18 protein-coding genes are annotated in these 22531 nt (G+C 57.1%); 6 read left to right on the forward strand and 12 right to left on the reverse strand.

From position 1 onward, the window contains the following. Positions 1–41: 41 nt before the first annotated feature. The 5 genes from HZS81_RS04705 to HZS81_RS04725 all read right to left on the reverse strand — a co-directional run bounded on the left by HZS81_RS04705 (position 42) and on the right by HZS81_RS04725 (position 6189). The gene (locus tag HZS81_RS04705) at positions 42–803 is read right to left on the reverse strand and encodes a TPM domain-containing protein (protein ID WP_179929376.1); all 762 of its coding nucleotides are present in this window, start codon (positions 801–803) and stop codon (positions 42–44) included. Beyond that, positions 803–1363 carry a LemA family protein gene (locus HZS81_RS04710; protein ID WP_422141491.1) on the reverse strand — a complete coding sequence of 187 codons (561 nt, stop codon included), beginning with the start codon at positions 1361–1363 and terminating at the stop codon, positions 803–805. The genes HZS81_RS04705 and HZS81_RS04710 overlap by 1 nt, the downstream gene beginning before the upstream one ends. A gap of 163 nt (positions 1364–1526) precedes the next feature. Further along, positions 1527–2705 carry a beta-aspartyl-peptidase gene (iadA, locus tag HZS81_RS04715; RefSeq protein ID WP_179929378.1) on the reverse strand — a complete coding sequence of 393 codons (1179 nt, stop codon included), beginning with the start codon at positions 2703–2705 and terminating at the stop codon, positions 1527–1529. Then, positions 2702–5338: a cyanophycin synthetase gene (gene cphA / locus HZS81_RS04720; protein WP_179929379.1), complete on the reverse strand. Its 2637-nt coding sequence runs from the start codon at positions 5336–5338 to the stop codon at positions 2702–2704. Before cphA ends, iadA begins: the two co-directional genes overlap by 4 nt. After that, positions 5338–6189, reverse strand: a complete 852-nt coding sequence (locus HZS81_RS04725) for a cyanophycinase (RefSeq protein ID WP_179929380.1) — start codon at positions 6187–6189, stop codon at positions 5338–5340. The genes cphA and HZS81_RS04725 overlap by 1 nt, the downstream gene beginning before the upstream one ends. A 366-nt stretch (positions 6190–6555) precedes the next feature. Here HZS81_RS04725 and HZS81_RS04730 point away from each other — a divergent pair, with 366 nt between their 5' ends. Both HZS81_RS04730 and HZS81_RS04735 read left to right on the forward strand, forming a co-directional pair. Beyond that, a complete protein-coding gene (locus tag HZS81_RS04730; RefSeq protein ID WP_179929381.1) occupies positions 6556–7857 on the forward strand; it encodes an ATP-grasp domain-containing protein in 1302 nt (433 codons plus the stop codon). Positions 7858–7908: 51 nt separating this feature from the next. Continuing rightward, a complete protein-coding gene (locus HZS81_RS04735) occupies positions 7909–9954 on the forward strand; it encodes a CocE/NonD family hydrolase (protein ID WP_179929382.1) in 2046 nt (681 codons plus the stop codon). A 32-nt stretch (positions 9955–9986) separates the two neighbouring features. Here the strand turns inward: HZS81_RS04735 and HZS81_RS04740 are convergent, their stop codons facing one another. The 4 genes from HZS81_RS04740 to HZS81_RS04755 form a co-directional block, all read right to left on the reverse strand. Next, complete coding sequence (locus HZS81_RS04740; RefSeq protein ID WP_179929383.1) at positions 9987–11075, reverse strand: DUF1513 domain-containing protein; 1089 nt, start codon at positions 11073–11075, stop codon at positions 9987–9989. 1 nt (position 11076) lies between these two features. Then, on the reverse strand, positions 11077–12117 hold the full coding sequence (locus tag HZS81_RS04745; RefSeq protein WP_179929384.1) for an imelysin family protein: 1041 nt from the start codon (positions 12115–12117) through the stop codon (positions 11077–11079). Further along, the gene (locus tag HZS81_RS04750) at positions 12118–13530 is read right to left on the reverse strand and encodes a di-heme oxidoreductase family protein (protein ID WP_241697365.1); all 1413 of its coding nucleotides are present in this window, start codon (positions 13528–13530) and stop codon (positions 12118–12120) included. Between the two features lie 73 nt (positions 13531–13603). Continuing rightward, positions 13604–14884 (reverse strand): imelysin family protein, encoded by a 1281-nt coding sequence (locus HZS81_RS04755; protein WP_179929385.1) that lies wholly within the window; start codon positions 14882–14884, stop codon positions 13604–13606. Positions 14885–15197: 313 nt separating this feature from the next. On the opposite strand from HZS81_RS04755, the gene HZS81_RS04760 reads away from it, so the two are divergent. From HZS81_RS04760 to HZS81_RS04770, 3 genes are all read left to right on the forward strand, one after another. Next, positions 15198–15671 (forward strand): DUF1622 domain-containing protein, encoded by a 474-nt coding sequence (locus HZS81_RS04760; protein WP_241697366.1) that lies wholly within the window; start codon positions 15198–15200, stop codon positions 15669–15671. Positions 15672–15837: 166 nt separating this feature from the next. Beyond that, positions 15838–17439 (forward strand): BCCT family transporter, encoded by a 1602-nt coding sequence (locus tag HZS81_RS04765; protein WP_179929386.1) that lies wholly within the window; start codon positions 15838–15840, stop codon positions 17437–17439. After that, positions 17429–17881, forward strand: coding sequence for a universal stress protein (locus HZS81_RS04770; protein WP_179929387.1), 453 nt, complete (start codon positions 17429–17431; stop codon positions 17879–17881). The genes HZS81_RS04765 and HZS81_RS04770 overlap by 11 nt, the downstream gene beginning before the upstream one ends. A gap of 87 nt (positions 17882–17968) precedes the next feature. Here HZS81_RS04770 and HZS81_RS04775 read toward each other — a convergent pair whose 3' ends face one another. After that, positions 17969–19771 (reverse strand): putative bifunctional diguanylate cyclase/phosphodiesterase, encoded by a 1803-nt coding sequence (locus tag HZS81_RS04775; RefSeq protein ID WP_179929388.1) that lies wholly within the window; start codon positions 19769–19771, stop codon positions 17969–17971. A gap of 376 nt (positions 19772–20147) precedes the next feature. On the opposite strand from HZS81_RS04775, the gene HZS81_RS04780 reads away from it, so the two are divergent. Next, positions 20148–20861 (forward strand): Crp/Fnr family transcriptional regulator, encoded by a 714-nt coding sequence (locus tag HZS81_RS04780; protein ID WP_179929389.1) that lies wholly within the window; start codon positions 20148–20150, stop codon positions 20859–20861. A gap of 46 nt (positions 20862–20907) precedes the next feature. Here HZS81_RS04780 and HZS81_RS04785 read toward each other — a convergent pair whose 3' ends face one another. After that, entirely contained in the window at positions 20908–21186 is a 279-nt protein-coding gene (locus HZS81_RS04785) for an amphi-Trp domain-containing protein (RefSeq protein ID WP_179929390.1), read from the reverse strand. Further along, positions 21176–22528, reverse strand: coding sequence for a metallophosphoesterase (locus tag HZS81_RS04790; protein ID WP_241697367.1), 1353 nt, complete (start codon positions 22526–22528; stop codon positions 21176–21178). Before HZS81_RS04790 ends, HZS81_RS04785 begins: the two co-directional genes overlap by 11 nt. Positions 22529–22531: the final 3 nt, after the last annotated feature.

Here is a 22531-nt window from a genome sequence, read left to right on the forward strand (position 1 = left end):
TCAGGTGTGAGGATTCAGCGCGTGCGGATAGCCCTGCGGCGTTACCAGCCACCGGAGGCACCGCCACCGCCAAAGCCGCCACCGCCGCCACCAAAACCGCCGCCGCTGCCACCGCCGCCGCCACGACCGCCCATGGCGGCGCCGAGCAGCGCCGCGCCGACGAGAGCCGCGCCCCCGCGACCGCCACGGCCACCACGACTGCCGATAAAGAACACGACGCCCATCATGATGAAGAAGAAGAGCCCCATCAGGCCGGCATTAGGCTTTTCCTGGGCTGAACGGGTCTGCTGACCCTCGGGAACCGCCATTGGCTCGCCACCGAGCACCTGGATCATCGCCGCAGCGCCGTTGACGATACCGGCCTCAAAATCGCCTTGGCGGAAAGCCGGGCTGATCGACTGATTAATGATCACCGAGGACTGGGCATCGGTGAGACGCCCTTCAAGGCCATAGCCCACTTCGATGCGGATGGCCCGCTCTTCCTCTGCCACGATTAGCAGGGCGCCGTTATCTTCGTCCTCCTGGCCAATCCCCCAGTGCCGACCTAGTTGGTAGCCAAAATCTTCTATCGGATACCCCTGCAGGTCTGGCAAGGTGACCACCACCACCTGTTCGGTGCTGGCCTCTTCGTGGGCCTCAAGCATCTGGGTTAGGCGTGTTTCCACTTCGGGGGAGAGCATCTCTGCCTGGTCGACCACCCGACCGCTCAGTTCGGGAAACTCCGGCGTTGACTGTGCCCAGCCGGTGATCGGAAGTAAAAGTAGGAACGTCAGCAGTAAGCTTTTGCGAATCAAGATAGCCATCAGAAGTCCACCGCTGGTGCGTCGTCGGCATTTTCCGTGGTGGCTTCGAAGTTGGCACGGGGCTCCAGATCGCTATACAACAGGCTGTGCCAGATTTTGCCTGGGAAGGTGCGCAGTTCGGTGTTGTAGCGCTCCACTGCCTGAATGAAATCCCGGCGCGCGACGGCAATCCGGTTCTCTGTGCCCTCAAGCTGAGACTGCAAGGCCAGGAAATTCTGGTTCGACTTGAGATCCGGGTAACGTTCGGACACCGCCATCAGACGGCTCAGGGCACTGCTGAGTTCCCCCTGGGCCTGCTGGAATTGCTGCAGTTTTTCGGGGTTTTCAAGAATGCTCTCGTCCACCTGGATCGACGTGGCCTTGGAGCGCGCTTCGATCACTGCGGTTAGCGTTTCCTGCTCTTGGGCGGCGAAACCTTTTACGGTTTCCACCAGGTTGGGAATCAGGTCGGCACGGCGCTGGTACTGGTTTTCTACCTGGGACCAGGCGGCGGTGACCCTCTCATCGTAAGTGGGGATGTTGTTGATCCCACAGCCACTGAGTAGCAAAACCAGCGCCATCACGGACGTCAACTGCCAGATAGCCCGCTGTTGAAACGGTTTGTAAAGGATTCCCATAGTGCTCTGCCCCGGAGATGGATGCATGAAGAGGGGGTGCGTGGTTTGTGAGCCACGCATTGAACCTTCTCTTAGTATGGTGGCAGAGCGAGTGTTTTCAAGGTGGTCAGCTTTCCGTGTGGTTCACGTCATAGAGACATTTTCCCGCCACGAACGTCTGCTGCGGCTGAAGTTGGCTGTCGAGTAGTGTCACATCGGCATCAAAGCCGATCGCCAAGCGTCCTTTGCTTGCGTGTAAACCGAGTACTCGGGCCACGTTTCCCGAAATCAGGCCCAGTGCCTGCTCCAGGGGCAATACCTCCTCGCGTACCAGTCGCTGCCAGTCAGCGATAAGGGTGGTATTGCCCGCCACCCGCATGCCGATATAGGCGCCCCTATCGTCGAATCCGGGCAGGCTGCCGTTGCAATCAGAACTCATGGTGATGCGCTCGACGGGGACACCGCGGCGGAGCAGTCGCGACACTGCTCCGAAGCCACTCAAATCGTCTTCGTCGGCGTCGTCGAAAGCGGTTACATCCACGTTGGCGTCGAAGGTCAGCGCGTAGTCGGCGGCCTCCTCGAGCAGGTCGCGATGGCGGTTCACGTGAGTGGGAATCACTTGCTCGGCGGGAATCTCAGTCTCGGAGAGCAATCGCCGCAGTGGCTCAAGTCCCCGCTTTCCGTCACCCAGGTGAAAGTGGCAAATACCCAGCTTGCCGGCCAGCATGGCGCCCACCCGGGTATCGCTGACGATCCGTTCGATTTCATCCTGGCGCGGCTGGCTCGAACGATGGTCCGAGATGGCGAGTTCGCCCAGGCCGATGACCTCAGGAATCCAGGCCAGGTCGCGCTGAAGGTCGCCGGTCAGCGTGGGCGGCGGGACACGGTAGGCGCCGGTATACATATAGGCTGATATACCCTCGGCCCTGAGCCCGCGTACCTTGGCCAGTAAATCCGCCGGGGAACGGCTGATGCTGTCGGTGCCCAGCACCCCCACCACCGTGCCGATACCCATCGAGGCGATCTCGTAGGCGGTGATTTCCGGACAGCGGGTACCGCAGCCGCCCTCACCCCCACCGCCGGTCACGTGAACGTGCTGATCGATAAAGGCGGGCACGGCGGTGAGATGTCGCGCCTCCACAACCCGCACCGGCCAGCCCGCGGGGATCTCAAGGTCACGCCCCAGGGCGGCGATGCGGCCGTCGGCGATCAGGATATCGTTCGCCTCAAGAGGCTCCGGCGCATAGATGCGGCCGACCCGCAACAGGGTCAGCAGCCGGTCCTCCTGGGGTTCGGCGGGCCTCATGGCAACTCACCGTCTGGCGTCGTGGCGGCAGCTGACCGGAAACGGCGCCCTCTGATACGCTCAATAGCGCCCTCGACGTCGTCGATCAGCAATACCAGTAAATCGCCTTCGCTTGCCTCATCGAAGGCCCGATCCACGGCCTGCTGCTCTTCCATGATGACCTCAACCCGGCAGGCCTCCGATACTGACTCGGCCCCTTCACGCAATAGGCGAGCGGCGTCACCGGGGGTGCGTCCGCGGGCGTCGGTTTCGTAGATGAAAACCACGTCGTGCATCTTGGCAAGCAGGGTTCCCAGCGTGAACAGATCCTCGTCACGGCGGTTGCCTGGGGCACTGGCGACACTGATCCGTCGGCGGGCCGGAATGCAGCCGACCAGTTCGCTTAAGGCCTCAAGCGCCGGCACATTGTGACCGTAATCGATCAACACCTTCATGCCGTCGGCGTCGATGAGGTTGGTGCGGCCAGGGTTCTGCCCTGGCGTGGGGTGGAAAGTCTGTAAGCCCATCTGGATGTCAGCGATCGACAGCCCCAAGGCATAGGCGGCGGCGCTGGCCGCCAGGGCATTGGCCACATTGAAGCGCGCATGGCCTTCGAAGGTGATCGGCACGTCCACCACCGGGATCACTTCGGCCTCAACATGACCCTGGCGCATCACGATGCGCTCGTTGTTGACGGTAAAGGCGACGCCCTGGTCGCAGACATGCTGACGAACGGGGCGGGAGTTGGGGTCCAGGGTAAAGAAAATGATGTCGCCACGGGCCCACTGTTGGCCTTCCAGCACCCGGGGGTCATCGGCATTGAGCACGGCGGTGCCACTCTTGCTCACGGCATCAATGACCACCGTCTTGCAGCGCGCCAGTTCATCCAGCGTATGTATGTCGTGTTCGCCCAAGTGGTCGCTGGCGATGTTGAGCAGCACGCCCACGTCGCACTCATCGAAGCCTAGTCCGCGGCGCATAATGCCACCGCGAGCGACTTCCAGTACGGCGCACTCAACCGTGGGCTCGCGCAACACGATCGCGGCCGCCTGAGGGCCGCTATAGTCACCGCGCATAATCACGTGGTTGTCGACCTCAATGGCCCCAGTGCAAGCCATGCCGACGTTGCGCCCCGCCTGGCGCAGCACGTGCGAGAGCAGGCGCACCGTGGTGGTCTTGCCGTTGGTACCGGTGACCGCCGCGATGGGAATGCGCCCGGTGGTCTCGCCGTCGGGGTACAGCATATCGATCACCGGGCGACCCACATCGCGACCTTCCCCGTGAGTCGGCGAGAGGTGCATACGAAAACCGGGCCCGGCATTGACCTCGACCACGGCAGCCGATTGCTCTTCCAGCGGCCGGGTCAGCGTCTCGGCGAGCAGATCGATGCCGATGATGTCTAACCCCACTAGCCGCGCGATGCGCTCCGCCGCGTAGCGCACCTCCGGATGGACATCGTCGGTGACGTCCGTGGCCGTGCCCCCAGTGCTGAGGTTCGCGGTCGGCTTGAGGAAGACCATCTCGCCGGCCGGAATCACGCTCTGCAGGGTTAGGTTCTGCTGGCCGATCAGCCGGTGCGATTGTTCGTCCAACTGGATCTGGGTCAGCAGGTTCTCGTGGCCGATGCCGCGACGGGGGTCGCGGTTTTCCGCGTCGACCAGCGCCTGCAGCGTTGCTTGCCCATCGCCGACCACATGCGCCGGACGTCGTCTTGCGGCAGCCACAAGCTTGCCATCGATGACCAACAGGCGGTGGTCTTCGCCGCGAATATACTGCTCGACGATCACCGACGGATTGCGATGAGAGGCAATATCGAAGGCATCATTCAGCGCCTGATCGTCCTCGATGTTGGTGCTCACTCCGCGGCCATGGTTGCCGATGACCGGCTTCACCGCGACGGGATAGCCGATATCGCGGGCGGCCTCCAGCGCCTCGTCGAACGAACTGCACGACCATCCTCGGGGTACCGGAATCCCGGCATCGCCGAGTACCTGCTTGGTCCACTCCTTGTCGTCGGCAATGCCGTAGCCGATCAGATCCGTATGGCCGGTCACCGTCGCTTGGATACGCCGCTGAAGATGGCCGTGACCGAACTGGATATAGCTGTTTTCCTCGCTCAAGCGGGTATGGGGAATGCCACGCCGGGTGGCGGCATCGACAATGGCCGCCGTGGAAGGGCCGAGCATATGGGCATCGCGCACCTCCTTGAGGCGGGTGATGATGGATGAGATATCAATCTCGTCGCCATTAAAGAGCCGGACGACGAGGTCGACTGACTCGACACCGGCCGCCAAACCACAGGCTTCGTCCCTGTAACGGTAAACGACGTTGTAGATGCCGGTTTCGTAGGAGTCGACCGTCTTGCCGTAACCCACCGAAAAGCCGATCAAGTTCTGTAGTTCGATCGCGACGTGCTCTACCACGTGGCCGGCCCAGGTGCCGCGCTCAAGCCGTTCCAGAAAGCCGCCGGGGCGACCTACCGAGCAGCGGTGCTCCTGCAGGGTGGGTAGCAGCGTCGTCAGCCGCTCAACGATACCGGGGACGGTATCGCTCGGCCGCTCTTCGAGCTCACCAATGTCCAGCCGCATGTAGATGGCCGGGTAACGGCTGTAATAGTTCGGACCGCGCAGGGCACGATGATCAAGTATGTTCATTACGCATAGCTCCCCGCCAGGATGGCGTTGAGTTCGTCGGTGACGAGATAACGCCGGGCCTCGACATCGTAGCCGTGGCCGCTAACCAGCGCATGGAAGATCATGTGCTCGACGGCCACCGGTTCCCCCATGGCGAGGTCGGCAATATTCGAACTCGCCAGGTCCCGGCTATCGATGAGGATGACATGCCCCGGCCCGATGGCTTCGAGAATGCCGTGAGGATGGATGATCACGCCGGCATCCTCTCCCAAACCCACGCCGAGGTGTTCCGGGTTGCTGGCGCCAACCTCCATCAGCCGTGTAAAGCGCCCGCGCTCAAGGAAGTGGCTATCGATGATGAGGTCATCGATGAAACCCAGGCCGGAAGTCATGTTGACGGCCCCTTTGCGCAGGGCGTCGGCTGCCGAACCGTTGTAGATCATGGTGCTTGGCATAGCCGCCGCGCCCGCACTGGTGCCCGCTACGACGGCGCCGTCCTGCAGGCGTTGGCGGATGGCCGTCAGAACCGGCGAGCCACCCAGCACATTGGTCAGGCGCAGCTGGTCACCGCCGGTGAAGAAGATGATGCCGCTTTGCTCGATCAGTCGCACCGTTTCGGCATCGGCTGCCTGCTGGCGGTCCTGGATATCCAAACAATGGACCTGGCTTGCGCCAAGACGAGAGAAGGCTGCTTCGTATTCAGGTAGGACCTGGTCAGGGATGCCGCTGGCCGTGGCAATCACCGCGACCTCCTGGTTGCCCTCGGGGGCTAAAACGAAGACCTTCTTGAGGATTTCGAGATCAGAGGTTCTGTCCTCGGCACCGCCGATGGCGACGAGGTGGCCGGATACCGAGAAAATGGGTGGGGTCATATTCCTTTCGTCGCCCAGCGACGCTTTTGAGGTACGCTAAACCATTACCGATACCGGCAATGTCGTATCGTGTGATTTTTAACCCACTCTTTCACTTATAACAGCTGAAAACCACCCTAGCCAGATTAATCATGAACCCTCGGCCTGACGAAATCTCTACTGTGGAGCAGGGGCGTTCCTCATATCTTGTGTATTGGCTTTTGTGTATTGCCCAAGCGCAGGAAAGATAACCCGCTATACTGGGTTTGTTGGTCTTGCTAAGCCCTGACCGAACGTCAGGACAGTTAAGCACCATACTCTGTCGGCGTCCCGCTGCGTCTTTGCGGTGAAGACTGCTGACAGCCGAGCTTACACCAGGAGGTGGTCATGAGCGTTCGGAATATCTTTGTCGTCGGGCTGGATGAAACGAATCGTCAACGGCTTGAGCATTTGCGTGGGGCTGAGAATTATCGGTTTCATGGCGTGATCGAGCCTGCCGAAGTCAATGATACGGAAATCTTTCCTATCGAAGACATGCTGTCCCGAGCTGAAGCCCAGCTCAAAGAGTTTAGTGAGCCTATCGATGCCATCGTTGGCTACATGGATTTCCCCGTCTCGACCATGCTGCCGCTGCTCTGCGAGCGATTGGGTACGCCCTCCACCAGTCTCGAAAGCTTGCTTAAATGCGAGCACAAGTATTGGAGCCGGTGCGTTCAGCAGGAGGTCATTGCTGACTATATTCCCCGCTTTACCGCCTTCGATCCCTTCGACCCTCAGGCGCTTCAGCAGATAGGGGAGGCGGGGCTGTATTTTCCGTTCTTCGTCAAACCCATCAAATCCTCAGGCTCGCGGCTGGGCTTTCGCATCGACAGCCCCGAAGATTTTGCCCATGCCGTAGAGCGCTTGTGTGAAGGTATCGGCACGATTTCAGAGCCTTTCAATTACGTGCTTGATCACGCCAATTTGCCTGACGATGTCCGCGCGGTCGATGGTGGCCACTGCATGGCGGAAGAAATTATCGGCGGATGGCAATGTACGGTCGAGGGTTACGTGTTCCAAGGCGACGTTGTCCCTTACGGCATTGTCGATTCGATTCGCTATCCGCAAGTGCTGAGTTTTTTATCTTATCGCTATCCGTCGCAACTCCCCGCTAATATTCAGGAAAAAATGCAAGAGCTGACGCGTACCATCATGGCCCATATTGGCTATGACAATGCGGCGTTCAACATCGAATATTTTTGGGACGAAATACAAGATCGCATCTGGCTACTTGAGATCAATACCCGCGTAGCCCAATCGCATTGCGATATTTTCGAGAAGGTCGATGGGGTCAGTCATCAGCAAATAACGGTGGACTTGGCACTTGGGCAGCTGCCCGACATGCCTTACCGGCAAGGCGCTTTCAAGGTCGCCGCGAAATACTTCTATCGCGTCTTCTTCGCTGATGCTACCGTCAGTCAAGCCCCCAGCGCCGAGGAGATCGAAAAACTGCAGCAAGCCTTCCCCGGCACTGTGATTAAGTTGCAGGTCGATGTCGGTACGCGATTGTCTTCGCTGCCCGAGCAAGACAGTTACAGTTACGCCTTGGCTTACGTGTGGATGGGCGCAGACGACGACGTCACGTTGGAAGATAACTACGCACGCCTTGCCGAGCAGCTAAATTTTGCGTTCGAAGACATCGTCGGCTGATGTATTCGCGTTACGGAAGAGCATCGAGTTACGACATTAAGGAGCAGGACCATGCATATCGTCAGCGATTTCCCCCGCAACGTGCAGGAGGAGGAAGATTGGATCACGCTGGCCGATGGCTGCCGGCTGGCCATACGTATCTGGCGCCCGGTGGATGCCAACAGTGACCCGGTCCCGGCCATCCTTGAGTACCTGCCTTATCGAAAGCGTGATTTGACCGCGATGCGCGACGCTCAAACGCACACTTACTGGGCTGGCCACGGTTACGCCGGGGTGCGCGTCGATATGCGCGGTAGCGGCGAGTCGGATGGCGTGCTGACCGACGAATACTTGCAACAGGAACTCGACGATGGCGTCGAAATTCTGCAATGGCTGGGTCAACAACCCTGGTGCACAGGTGATGTCGGCATGGTCGGCATTTCCTGGGGCGGGTTCAATGGCCTGCAGATTGCAGCACTGCAACCGCCCGAGCTGAAAGCCGTCATCACGCTGTGCTCGACCGATGATCGCTATGCCGATGACGTCCACCACATGGGCGGCTGCCTACTCGGCGACAATCTTTCATGGGCCTCGACCATGTTCGATGGCAACACCTGTCCACCTGACCCGCAGCTGGTCGGTGAGCGCTGGCGGGATATGTGGATGGAGCGCCTGGAGGGAAGCGGACTGTGGCTGGCTACTTGGCTCCAGCATCAGCGCCGTGACGACTATTGGAAGCATGGCTCGGTGTGCGAGGATTTCTCGCGCATTCGCTGCCCCGTCTATGCCGTTAGCGGCTGGGCGGATGGCTACTGCAATGCCGTGTTCCGTTTGCTTGATGGGCTCGACGTGCCACGCAAAGGCTTAGTTGGCCCCTGGTCGCACAAGTACCCCCACCTGGGGGTGCCGGGACCGGCCATCGGCTTTTTACAGGAGTCGCTGCGCTGGTGGGACTATTGGTTGAAGGGCAAGGAAACGGGCATCATGGACGAGCCGATGCTGCGTGTATGGATGCAGGATTCGGTGCCACCGTCGGCCCGCTACGAGGAACGACCGGGGCGTTGGGTGGCCGAACCTAGCTGGCCGTCGCCGCGGATTGAGCCGACGCACTTTCGCCTCACCAGCGGTCACGATCTGACGCCTGCTCCTCAGGGCCCCGAGGCTTTTGAAGCGGACGATGACGATGTGCCTCTTAGCGTGCGTTCGCCGCTGTCGGTCGGGCTGTATGCCGGCAAGTGGTGTTCTTATAACGCGCCGCCGGATTTGCCTCACGATCAACGCGATGAGGATGGCGGCTCGTTGATCTTCCAGACAGCGCGACTCAATCAAGACATCGAGATTTGCGGGCAGCCCGTTGTTGAACTCGACATCGAAGCCGACCAGCCGGTGGCGATGGTGGCGGTAAGGCTCAGCGATATTGCGGAAGACGACAAGGCGACCCGGATTACCTATGGGCTTTTGAACCTGACCCACCGTGACAGTGACGAATTTCCCGAGCCTTTAGAGCCCGGCAAGCGTTATCGCGTGCGCGTACTGCTTAAACATATCGCGCAACACTTTCCTGTGGGTCACGCCATACGGCTTTCGCTCTCGACCAGCTACTGGCCCCTGGCCTGGCCGTCGCCAGAGCCCGTCAAGCTGACCGTGCATCCTGCCAGTTGCCGACTGATCCTGCCGTGTCGCGAACCCCAGCCTCATGAAGAAGCCGCGCTGCCAGCCTTCGGCCCGCCGGAGGCAGCGCCGCCGCTCGCGGTGACCCTGATCCAGCCGAGCCAGGAAGCCTGGCGCGTGATACGTGACCTGGCCAAGGATCAGACCACGCTCGAAGTCATCAACGACGAAGGGACTTTCCGGATCGACGACATTGATCTGGAGTTATCGTCTCGGGTGACCGAGCGCTACACCTACTCCTACGGCAACTACGATAGCCTGAGCGGCTGGACCGAGTGGGAGCGCAGCTTTCGGCGCGGCGACTGGATGGTGCGCAGCGTGACCCGAACCTTAATGACGTCCAACGCCACGAGCTTTCGCTTGCGCGCGACCATGGATGCCTACGAAGGCGAGAGCCGGGTGTTTTCCAAGAGCTGGGACGAGGAAATTCCCCGCGACCTTGTTTGAGTGTTGATGTTTGAGGCCAGTTTTATCAACGTTCAGCTTAAGTGGTTGTCCCAGCTAAGGTTAAGAGCTTCAAGTTGTTGAGGGGCAGAACCGTCACCTGGCACACGGTAAATAGCACCAAGACCTGATGAGACCCAGAAACCGCCTTGTCTATCGGGCAAAGCACCTGCGGCATCACGCAAAGAGTGGCTTGCGACCAAGCGCCCGTCATCAAGATCAAGAAGGAGCGCGCGATGACCGCGTGGTGCCGTTGCTAGGGCGCGATGGGCATCCGGTGCTATGGCGATACTCGCGATATAGTGACGCAGCTCATCGGTCAGTTCGTCGGGTAAAGAAATTTCGTTGTACGTACCCTGTGGGCTACGGAAAGCCAATAAAGGGCGTCTCTCCCAAGCAGGCCCTTGGAATTGGTAGCCCGCGATCACGCTGCCGTCGGGCGCTATGTCCAGGTGCCGGCAGCTTAGCTGATGGTGACTCGGTGCATGGCGTTCTAGAATCGTGCCGCTCCGGCGGTCGACGAGCAACAACGCCGGGGCCATGTCGTCGAGGTTGAGTTTCACCCGGTCGTAATCCGGGTGAGTCCGGATGCCACCCAGGCCGATCGCCAATGTCTCACCATCGGGCATCAGGCGTAATTCATGGGGTCCGATACCGGCGAGATCAATATCGCCATGTAGAGAGTAACCTTGCTCCGCATCGAAGACGCTAATAAGGCCAGCGCCATCATGGATACGATTAGCCGTTGCATAGAGATAACGGCCATCCGGTGAGTATGTGCCATGGCCGTAAAAGTGATACCCGCTTCTGGCTTCGATACGGGTAATTTCCCGGCGTTCGTTTGCATCCAGCACATGAAAGGAACGCCCTGGACGTCGGGCAAACAGCGCTACCTGGGGGTGCCCCGGGCGGCGGCAACCACTGTGGCAGCGTTCTGATACGCCGATTCTAAAGTGCTCACCGGTGGCCGGCTGATAGCCCAGGATCTGGTGGCCTTGGGCGTCGTCTACGGCGCTCCATAGCCAGGAGCTACTGGAGTCAGAATGCGACCAGCCTAGCGGGTGGAGGCTCAGCGTACTGATGCCGGCGAGCGCCGCTTTGATAAAATCGCGTCGCCTTAGCATGTTAGTCTCCGTCGCTTGAGTTGAATCCTCGGGTGAGACCTAGTGCTGTGACGACCTCGCGACTTAGCCTGTTTAACTGTCCCACATTGATATAGAGGCGTTGAAGGTCAGCAAAGGCATCTGGATCCTCTAAAGCGGGGGCTAGTCCTGCACCCATTTGGTTGGCTTGGCGCCGGGCGTCATCCAGTGCCTCGGCAAATGTGTCGGCCAGGCGTTGCTGACCGGCATCGTTCAGCAGGGTACGCAGGCCTGGCAGGAAGATGTCGTCTAAGCCGACGAGGCTGGCCGCGATTAATTTGATCGAACGCTCACTGCGCCAGGCTTCCGCAAGGTAAGCGTTGGCAGCTGAGCCTGCTAGCCCTATCGGCTGCGCAAGGCGTTTGGTTTCCAGGGTGTCTAGCGTCTGAAAGCCAGCCTCCAGTGTCGCGGCCGTATAACTTTGGGTGTCTCGATAGTGCTCCCCGAAGGTTTGCCAGTCGTGTTGCAATGCTTGGGTTGTAGCGGCTAGATGGGTACTAATGGCCAACAAAAGGTCACAGGCCTTGGGCTCAGCTAAGGCGCCAGGCTCGCTCAGACGCTCGTCGAAAAGCAGGTACTCCATTGCGGGGAAGCCCTGAATGGCGACGCTATCATTGGCGATGGCCTCGATACTTGGCGACGTGTCGGCCTTTAGCCAATTCTCTACCTTGCGTCCTACGAGATTCTTGCGGTCAGGCCAGAACTGTATCTGCCAGGCGCGGCTTTGCTGCTCAATCGGACCGAAGTTAACGAAGCGCACCCGCTGCCAGGATTGGTAGGCGTCTAACCAGCTCGCCTCCAACGTCGCGCGGCTTTCGGAACTGGATGTTTCGCAGTAATTAGACGCATGGGTGGCAAGCGCCTGTGTCTCAGTGGCAAGTTGGGAGTAACCTTCTCCAATCGCTTCATGCCAACGATCCCGGGCCGGCGCTTGCTCAGAGGCGGCCACTAAGGGGGCGGTGGCTAAGAGGATGGCCGCTAGGCCAAAACGCCCCAGATGCTGGCTTACAAATGCGTAATTCATTTACAGCGACTCCAGAAAACGGATCAATGCATCACGACGTGTTTGCGGTAACGCTCGATAACCTGCGGTGGCTGTCTCAGCTTCACCCGCGTGCCAAAGAATGGCTTCTTCCAATGTGCGGGCACGACCGTCGTGCAGGAAACCCGCTTGGGGATTGACTGACTGGGCCAGGCCGATGCCCCATAGAGGCGGAGTGCGCCATTCGCGACCGGTGGCTTCAAACTCTGGGCGACCGTCTGCAAGACCCTCGCCCATATCGTGAAGCAGTAGATCGCTATAAGGCCACAGGGTTTGACCTGCAAGGGCTTGGCGTACACCGTCCTTGGCCGTTTGCTGACGTGGTGTATGGCAAGCCGCACAACCAAGGGCATTGAAGGTTTCGGCGCCGGCGCGTACCGCCGGGTCATTCAGATCACGACGCTTAGGTACTGCCAAGCTGGATGCGTAAAACGTCACGAAATCGGCAATCTTGTCGCTAACCTCGGGTGTTCCGCCATTGGGTAGGGCATCGCATTTTTGGCTCGGCATGCAATCGGTGTTTGGTACCAAGTTCGAGGTTAGGCCCATATCGCCAGCGAAGGCACCAAGGCTTTGCTGTTCAATGGTCGGCTTACCGGCTTTCCAGCCGAATCGACCGAGCACGGTTTCCTCGCGGCGTTGATCCCAGACCTGGTTGGTACGCCCGGAGATACCGTCACCATCAGTGTCATCAGGGTCGGCGGCGGCTTCAATGGCAGCGGCCGGAATCGCTTCGAGGAGCCCCAGGCCTATCATCGGCGGCGCCACCCGAGGTGAAGTCAACAAGTTCTCGGGCAGAGGTCCATAGGCGGGGTTGGCAATGTGATAGTCAGGAACGCGTAGCGATACGACCTCACCATCATCAAGGGTTACCTCGCGCTCGGAATAACTTATCTGCAATTCAGCCTCGGCCTCGGAGCCGGTAATCGCGGCAGTCTGCAGTTGACCGCCATAGTTCGGCACGGGGTTTACCCCCATGCGAGACAGCGTTTCGGGGTCGGCATCCTCGGAAGGTAGCGATAAACGCAGAAAGAGGGAAACGGCGCGCTCATCGCCGCTCGGCGGATGTCCACGCCCATCTTTGATATGACAGCCCTGACAGCTGTTGGTGTTCAGCAGGGGGCCGAGACCGTCACGGGCGGCGGTGCTGGCGGGGGCTTCTACCCAAGGATTGCGGAAGAAGCTGTTACCGACGCTGAAGTCCAACCGCTTGGTCATGGCCATATTGCCAAGCGGCAAGGAATAGGCGTTATGGTCGAATTGGGCCACGGAGCCTTGGCCGCCGCTATCAGGGGTGCTCTGAATAGGCGGTGCTGCATTAGCCTGGCTCGATAGGCTAGCGAGCAGTGCGACGGCGATAAGAGAGGTAGTAGTACAAGAAAAACGAATCATCATGAGGCCTTGTGCTTAACGACACAAGCCGCCACCAGCAGAGCTGATGGCGGCCATAGGAGATGCTGGGCCAGATTTAGAAAGCGTGGCCGGCATCGTCTGGCTGAAGCTGGGTCAACCCAAGCGTATCGGCTGCTTGCTCGATAGAGTTAGTCTGAATCACCAGCGCCATAATGGCGTCGTTGATCAGCGAAGCGCCGGTTTCGTTACTTGGTGCGATCATCATATCGAAAGCCATGGGCGAGCTTTCGGCTTCTGCTGCTAGCTTGATATCGTTCAGCTCGGCCATCGAAGCGTTGAGCTGGTTACGTAGAGTGGCGTCGAGTTCAGGGTCTGTTTCGGCCAACAGATCTGAGAGTGAGGGACCCTCAACGACGCTGCCATCTAGCCGCTTGTATTCGCCAAGATAGACGTTCTGGACGCCCATGCCGTTATAGAAGTGGGAGTTGTGGGTATTGTCGCTGAAGCAGTCGTGTTCGTCCTCATAGGAGTTAGCTTCCAGTGCGACCTTCATGCGCTCACCAGCCAATTCTCCTAGCGATAGCGAGCCCATACCGAAGAGCATGCGGCGCAGGCCTTCCTGAGCCGGTTCGGCGAGGAATGCCTGTCGATAGGTTCCTTCCTGAGCGGGAGCCCACTGGGCGACCATCCACTCCAAATCGTAAACCAATAGATCAGAAACGGCGTCTAGATAGTCGCGGCGACGTTCGCAGCTGCCGCCCGTGCACTCTTCTCCCGCCATATAATCTGTGGCAGGGCGCTCACCATTGCCCGCATCAAAACCATTCAGATCCTGGCCCCAGAGTAAGAATTCGATAGCGTGATAGCCAGTGGCCACGTTGGCTTCGGAACCCCCAATCTCGTTCAGATCAGCAAGCAGATTGGGCGTTATGTTACTGACATCCAGCGTTTCGCCGCCGATTTCAATGGCGGTGTTGGCCACGATATTGGCCGTTGCGCCAGCATTGCCAAGCTCATGCTGATAATCGCTGGAGGCGACGTAATCGATCATACCCTCATCTAGAGGCCAAGCGTTGAGTTGCCCTTCCCAGTTGTCGACCACGGAATTACCGAAGCGAAATACCTCACTCTGCTGGTAGGGCACACGTGCCTGAAGCCAAGCTTGCCGGGCAGCGGCAAGGGTCTCGGCGGAAGGCGCCTCAAGCAAGGCGTCAATGCGTGTATTCAGGGTCTGGGCGCTGGTGCGGGCATCCTCAAAGGTTGCGTGGGCAATATCTGCATAGTGGCTCACCACTGACTCGGGCGTTACCGCCGTGTTAGCTAAGGCACTGACTGGCAGGAGTGAGCCTAGAGCAATGGCAAGGTACAGTGGTTTTCGGGTGAGAGGGGCTAGCATTTCGTCATCCTGTGTTTGTTTTTGGCAAATGAAGTCGCCAATTGAGGGGGCGCAGATAAGATTATGTCTATACGGTAATCTAACTTTTTCGTATCTGCAAACAGGAATTAGTTCCATTGGTGGATTTTACAGTGTGATATCAATGGATAGTAGGGGTATGTCTGACAGCGGATTGAAGAAGTCTCAGCTTACTCGTCTTTAACCGAGATCAATCGTGAGCCGGATGAGGAAGTCAGTGCTGGTTGCCGTGTGATTGACTATCTTAGACGCAGCACAAAGGAAAAGGTGAGTGGGCTAACGCACAGACGATATTTTGCCACAAAACTATGTGGACAACGCTTCGTTCGACGGCATGGACTCCAATCCAAGTAAGCAGCCCAACCAACAAACAGTTGCGCTGACTAATCATTGTTGTCAGTCATACCAAAAGGGTGAAAATTTGCTAGAAATCGTAAAGCCAATGGCAGAGTGGGGCGTAGCAACGATGGAGCTACTTGGTATCTTCATTATTATTGGGTTCGCACTCTATGCTTTGATCATTGAGCCGATTATTTTACTCAAGCAGAATAAAAACGAACCAATTTTTTATCAGGTCCGCCAGCGTCTGGGTAGAGGTATTCTGCTCGGCTTGGAATTCCTTGTCGCAGCCGACATCATTCATACTGTCGCCGTTGAATTGACATTCAAAACGGTCGGTATATTAGCCATTGTCGTACTAATACGTACCTTCCTGAGTTTTTCGTTGGAAGCTGAACTGACTGGCCATTGGCCTTGGCAAAAAAAGTAATGGAAGATAGCGGACAACGTGCTCTCAACGGTAGCTTCCACTTACTGGTGACGCCTTGGAAGGCCGCTCTCGGGGCCAGCATTGAAATGCTGACTCCTTCGGGCGCGGTGAAACGTCAACAGGCCCTAGTTTTTTGTAGATTTTTTCTGAAGAAATGGAGGCTGATGTGCTAGAACGGCTGCAACGCCGACTAGGGTTGCAGACTATTCCCGGGGTGTTTTTTACCTCCGCCGGGGTAGCTGCGCTGTTTGTCGCCCTGGCGATCCCGTTTGACCAGGCTGTGGCCGAGTATTTTGGTCGGCTCACTGGTTGGGTGGCGAAAAATCTGGGCTGGTTCTACATTCTTGCGGTTACCTCTCTTCTGGTATTTCTGCTGGCTCTGGCGGTAAGCCGCTATGGCAACATTCGCCTGGGAACCGACGACAGCCGACCCGACTATTCCAATCTGACTTGGTTTACCATGCTGTTTGCTGCCGGCATTGGCACCATTCTGATGTTCTGGGGCGTGGCAGAGCCGGTTTCCCACTTTGCCAATCCGCCTTTTGACGGCGTGAAGCCGGGATCGGAACGGGCCGCCAGCGATGCCATGACCGTGGCGCTTTATCACTTCGGCCTGCATACCTGGACCATCTTTGCCATGCCGGGGCTGGCGATTGGTTACTTTGCTTACCGTCACAACCTGCCTATGCGTATCAGCAGTTTGTTCTACCCAATTCTCGGGAAGCGGGCGTTCGGACCCTGGGGCTGGGCGGTCGATGTGGTGGCGGTTCTCGGCACCCTGTTTGGTGTGGCCACGTCGCTTGGGCTGGGTGCCCTGCAACTGAACAGTGGCCTGAATTATCTGTTTGGTTTGCCCTCGTCAGGCCCGGTTCAGGTTGTGCTTATCGCCATTATTACCTGTATCGCGGCGACCTCTGTGGCTCTCGGGCTGGACAAGGGGGTCCGTCGGCTGTCCCAGGCCAACATTGTGTTGGCCATGGCGCTGCTGGCATTCGTGCTAACCGCCGGACCCACCGTGTTTATTGCTGAGGGAATGGTCCAGAGTGTGGGTGATTACCTTCATGAATTGCCCTGGCTGGCTTTCTGGACGCAAACCTTCAGTGAAACCGACTGGCAGCGGCAGTGGACCCTGTTCTATTGGGCCTGGACCATTTCCTGGGCGCCCTATGTCGGAATCTTTATCGCCCGGATTTCCCGGGGGCGGACCATCCGCGAGTTTATCGCCGGGGTTCTGTTTGCCCCCACGGCCTTCACGCTGGTGTGGTTTGGCATCTTCGGCTTGTCGGCTATCCAGGCCGAGATGAGCACTCAGGCTGAACTGGCAGAACAAGTGCAGCAAGATCCCTCGGTGGCTATTTTCGCTTTCCTCGACACCTTCCCGCTTGCAGACGTGGCATCGGCCTTGAGTGTGGTCATTATCGTTATCTTCTTCACCACGTCGTCTGATTCCGCCTCCCTTGTGATCGATATGTTGACCCGGCGCGATGATCAACCTTCTTTGGTACGCCAACGTATTTTCTGGGCGGCGGCGCAGGGCATTATTGCTGCCACCCTATTGCTGGCCGGAGGGTTGGATGCATTGCAGAACGTGATTACGTCCCTGGGCCTACCTTTCTGTATTCTTCTGATTTTCATGGCGGTAGCTCTTTTCAGGGCATTGAGCGCGGATTATCGGGGCTACAGTGTGGATGAGCTTGTACGGGGGCGGGCCTTCCCAGAAGTAGAGGCCACCTCTGAAACCCAACAGGAGAACGAGCATGTATCGTAAACTGCTGATCGCCATTGATCCGGACAACGACGGCGAGGGAAAGCGTGCCCTGGAGGCTGCCATGGAACTGCTCGACGAGGACGGTGAGCTTCACCTTGCCAGTGCTTATAGCCCGGGTGGGGGAGGGTTCTTCCCGCACGTAACGGAAGAGGCGCCCGAAGAAAAAGAAGCCGAGGTCCGGGAGGTGCTGGATCTTTTGGCGAGAAAATATCTACCGCTGAACCGCAGTGCGATCTTGCACGTGGTGGCTGGAAATGCTGGCCAAAAGCTAGTGGGCCTTGCTGGCCAGCTTTGTGCTGATCTTATGTTACTGGTCTCCCGTGGCAGCAGCGGACACTGGCCCTTGCGCCGGGCGACGGTGGAGTATGTTTCAGTGAATGCCCCTTGCCCGGTTCTTGTGCTGCCATCACTGGAAAAATCCGGGCAGGGGGAAGGTAGCTAGAGTGTCGTCCCCTATAAGAACGTGACTGCTGCGCTGAATGCGCTCGGTTTTAAAAACTGTTTTTCAGAATTATTTTAAAAATTGTTTTCAGAACACCGGCAAGCATTGCCGATCAGAACCGAGTAACGCATGAAAATCGGTTGCTGAAAGCGGCTTACTGAACAAGAAGCCCTGGGCACCATCACACCCTTGTAATTCGAGATGGTCCAACTGTTCCAAGGTCTCGACGCCCTTGGCGCTAACGCGCAAGGATAAATTCTGACCAAAATTGATAAGTGACTTAACCAACAGGGCATCTTCTCGGTTATCGAGCATGCCATGAGTAAAGCAAGGCGCGATATTGACCGTGTCGATGGGAAAACATTGCAAGTGCTTCGGGCAAAGATTCCCTGCACCGAAGTCGTCGATGGCAATGCGTATCCCCATATGATTCAACTCAAGCAGTGTCGATATTGAGGCGTTGGTATAAAGATGCATGAGGCTGCTTTCAGATACCTCCATTTCTAAGAAATGGGGATCTAGTCCAGTCTTGGACAATATCTCTGCAACACGGGCAGGTAATGTCTTGTCGCGCAGTTGCATGGCCGACATGTTCACCGCGATGGGCACGATATCACCGCCCTCACGACGCCATGCCTGTAACCGTCGGCAGGTTTCACCTAGTACCCAGTAACCAATAGGGACCATAAGGCCGCGGGCTTCTGCAACGGGAAGAAATGCCGAGGGCTGCATAAGGCCATGCGTCGGGTTTTGCCAACGCACCAGCGCTTCTGCACTAACTACATCGCCAGTGGCGATATTTATTCTGGGTTGGAAGTTCAGAAACAGATCGTCAGCTTTTAGCGCCATCTGCAGTTGAGACTCTAAATGACTGTTTTGCACTCTCAAGTCATTCATCTCGGCACTGAACAACTGATAATTGTTGCGACCGCTTTTCTTGGCGTGATACATCGCCGTGTCGGCATTATGCAGTAAAGTATGTTCATCAGTGCCATGATCCGGATAGAGACTGACCCCGATACTGATGGTGACGTGAAGCTCGTTACTGCAGATTTGGTAAGGCTCGGCTAGCGTGCTAAGGATTTTCTTCGCAATCCTGACGGCATCTTGTGGCTTTTCAACTTCACTCAGCAGCACCACGAACTCATCGCCCCCTTGGCGGCATACGGTGTCCGTGTCACGAACACTTTCGCTGAGGCGTCCTGCTACCGACTGTAATAAAAAATCGCCTACCGCATGGCCAAGCGAGTCGTTGATGGTTTTAAAATTATCAAGGTCTAAGTAGAGCAAAGCGACTTGATGTGTGTGGCGTTTGGCCAGACCAATGGCCTGAGAAAGGCGTTCTGAGAGCAGAATGCGGTTGGGCAACTCGGTGAGTGCATCATGCTGTGCCTGGTAAGCCAGTTTTGTCGCATGGGTGGGCGAGTGGCAGGCATCATGAAACACGATCACAGCCCCCTTAAGGCAACCTTCTCGATCATGGATAGGCGCGGCCGAGTCCTCTATCTGCAATTGGCTACCATCCTGGCGAATCAATACGCAATCCATGGCGAGGCCGACGGTGCGGTTTTCTTCCATGGCTCGCTGCGCCGGATTGGTGGCCGGCTGGAACGTCTGGCCATGGATGAGCGTCAAGACTTGAGCCAAAGGTTTACCCAACGCATCAGCACTCGACCAACCCGTCAGCGTTTCGGCGACTCGGTTCAAATAGGTGACCCGACACTCAAGGTCAGTCGTCACCACGGCATCGCCGATCGAATTTAGTGTCACTTGGGCCCATTCCGTCGTGGCTTGCAAGGCGGCCTCAGCCTCACGCAACCGCGCGTCAGCATGCTTCTGCTCGGCGGTATCGTCGAACGCACAAATTTGTCCTATCGCTTCCTGTTTCATAAACCTCCCCCCCTTTTTTGAAACGACAGCCACCCTTCGTTGTGAGCCAAAGAAGAACGTAAGGGTCGGCTCTGGAGAAGTTACCGTCGTTTCATCGACCTTAAGGGAGTCACATGCCTCATCTCTGTGCGCTGACGAACATGGGGTGGTGAAATAACCGTGATCGACAGGCCCGGTGAAGCCAAAGCAGCAAACCGTAGCGAAAAAGACATGACTGAGTTGTGTGCGCTAGCGTGCCGACGCCAGTTTTATCCACTGATAACGTGCAGAAGTACCGTCAAATAAACTAATGACGGTGTCTTAACCTGCAGCCGACATCGAAATGATACAAACCCTCATTGTGCCGTTTGCCAGGATCTAATAACCGGAGAGGCACATGACGTCTATTTTGCACGTTCCCGCTGCCAATCAACTACTTGCTGCGCTACCAAGCGTCGAGCGGCAGGCTTTTATGGCTGACTGCGAAACCGTGGAGCTTACTTTTGGCGAAGTACTGTTTCAGCCCGCCGAGACCGTCACCCACGTCTATTTCCCCCTCGATAGCTTCATTTCCCTTATTGTCGTCATTGATGGTGAGAACCGGCTGGAAGTCGCGATGGCGGGACAAGAGGGAATGTTGGGCACCTCCCTGGTGCTGGGCATCGAAGAGGCGCCCTTGCTCGCTTTGGTTCAAGGAGCGGGAACGGCCCTACGCATGACCGCTGCAAACTTTCAGCAGCGACTCTTGGATAGTCCCGTATTACATCAGCGACTGAAGCGGTATCTCTATGTCGTGATGCATCAGCTAGCGAAGTCATCGGCCTGTAACCATTTTCACCAAATTGAGGGGCGCCTCGCCCGATGGTTACTGATGACTCAGGATCGCGCCGGGACGGATCAACTGCAGCTGACACATGAATTTCTGGCCATGATGCTCGGTGTCAGGCGTTCGGGCGTGACGATATCAGCGAGAGCCCTGCAAACGCGTGGCTTGATTCGTTATCACCGTGGCGCCATCGAAGTGCTTGATCGACAGGGGCTGATCGAAGCTTCCTGCGAATGCTATAACGAAGATCGTGAGCTATACGCCAAAGTGTTGTCGGACTTATAAGGCGGCCCTATGCCAAACAACCAGACTGACAAAGAGCGCTATTTCATCAACGTTTGTCTGACTTTTTAATTTTGGGAGGGGTACTGGAGATATCCTTTTCCTTGGTGCGCCACTTAATCTTCACTTCCACTTCCTGCTTATCGCCTTCATCGCTGGCACGCAAGGATACTTGCAGGAGCTGTTGGGGGGAGAGCACTATGTCCTCTTCGCTTTCCTGAAAAGCTAAGTGCCCCTCTTTTATGGCGTTTGCCAGCGTCACCAATAGTTCCTGGGTTGATTCACGGTCCAGCAGCGAATCGTGACTAAATTTTGTTTTAGACTTCATTTAAATTAGCACCCACAAGTTTTCCTTTATGATTGGGTTTAAACACCTTTGCTTTGGGGTAGTCGCAGCTAAGGCCGATAACACCGCGTTTTTTGTCAATTAACGTCACTCCTATACCGTAGCCGTCAAGTCCCTCGTTTTTTCGGGAGTGGGTGTCCAGCGTGATATCCGCTTCAATATGGATAAGCCCGTTTTTTAGCGTTACCCGTTGACCAAAATGCTGATTAATATGCCCGTGAACCAGCACCTGGATGCCCGCTTGCCGTGCAATTTTGGCGCCATATTGAGTTAAAGGAAGGTCGGCCTTACGGTATTTTGTCCTGAAGGTATTGGCGAGAGAACCATAATAGAAACTGAACAGGTTCTGGCTCATCAGGTTTTTTTTGAACGCTTTATTGGCATGTTTCACGCTGTGATTGGCGAGTAGCTCGGCCATATGGTCATCGAGACCGGCATGCAGAAACAAAAATGAACCACGCTTTTTAACCAGCTGCATCTGGCGGAAAAACCAGCCAAATTCCCCCGAATTTTTGAGAAACAGCGAACGACACTTCATTGCGGCGGCGTAAACTTGGGAGAGCGACAGGCCGTTTTTGGCACAGTGCGCCTCAAAGCTCTGTGTCTTGGACGTCATCTTGCTGATTTCACGCTCGATACCCTCAGGGGTGAGAAACCCCGCGGCATAGAAAGGGAAGTTCTCGAACCAATCATCACCCGGAAACAGCGCCTGTCGGCACGCCTCTTCGGACGGTAACCCCTTGTCCCACTGGGTATTGGCCAAGTATTGATCGAATACCTCTTTGAACAGCGGAATCACTTTCTTGCCCATGCGCACAAACAGATGTTGGCTTCCAGCGTCTGTCTCCCGTTCCAGCGATAGCAGGCCCATCAGCAAGCGAAGGTCATGGTTACCGGCCAGAAGAGTGATATCCGCTTTGAGGCGATATAAGTGGGCCAAGCTGCGCAGCATCGTCAGATTGCTGGGCCCTTTATCCAGGCAGTCTCCGCCCACTACGATTTCGGCATTTTTGCCGAATTTGGTCAGCTTATAGGCACATAAATGGGAATCGTCACGTTCGATAACACCAGCAGCAATCAAGGATGCCTCAAATGCCTCGGCATCCGCATGGGGGTCGGAGATGAACACCACTGGCTTTTTGGGCCAGGCGAAGCTCTTTTTCTGCGAGCGCTTAATGAAGGTGCTCAGCGCTGCATCATGATTGACCGAGGTGGGGTCATCGGGCCAGGGGCCCCACTCCGACGGTAAGCGGGCCAAGATGGCATCGTGATACGGTTGCTTACTTACCTTTGGAATAACATTGAACGCGGTCATAGTCGCCATTTT

This window comes from Vreelandella salicampi (assembly GCF_013415105.1).
Lineage (GTDB): Bacteria > Pseudomonadota > Gammaproteobacteria > Pseudomonadales > Halomonadaceae > Vreelandella > Vreelandella salicampi.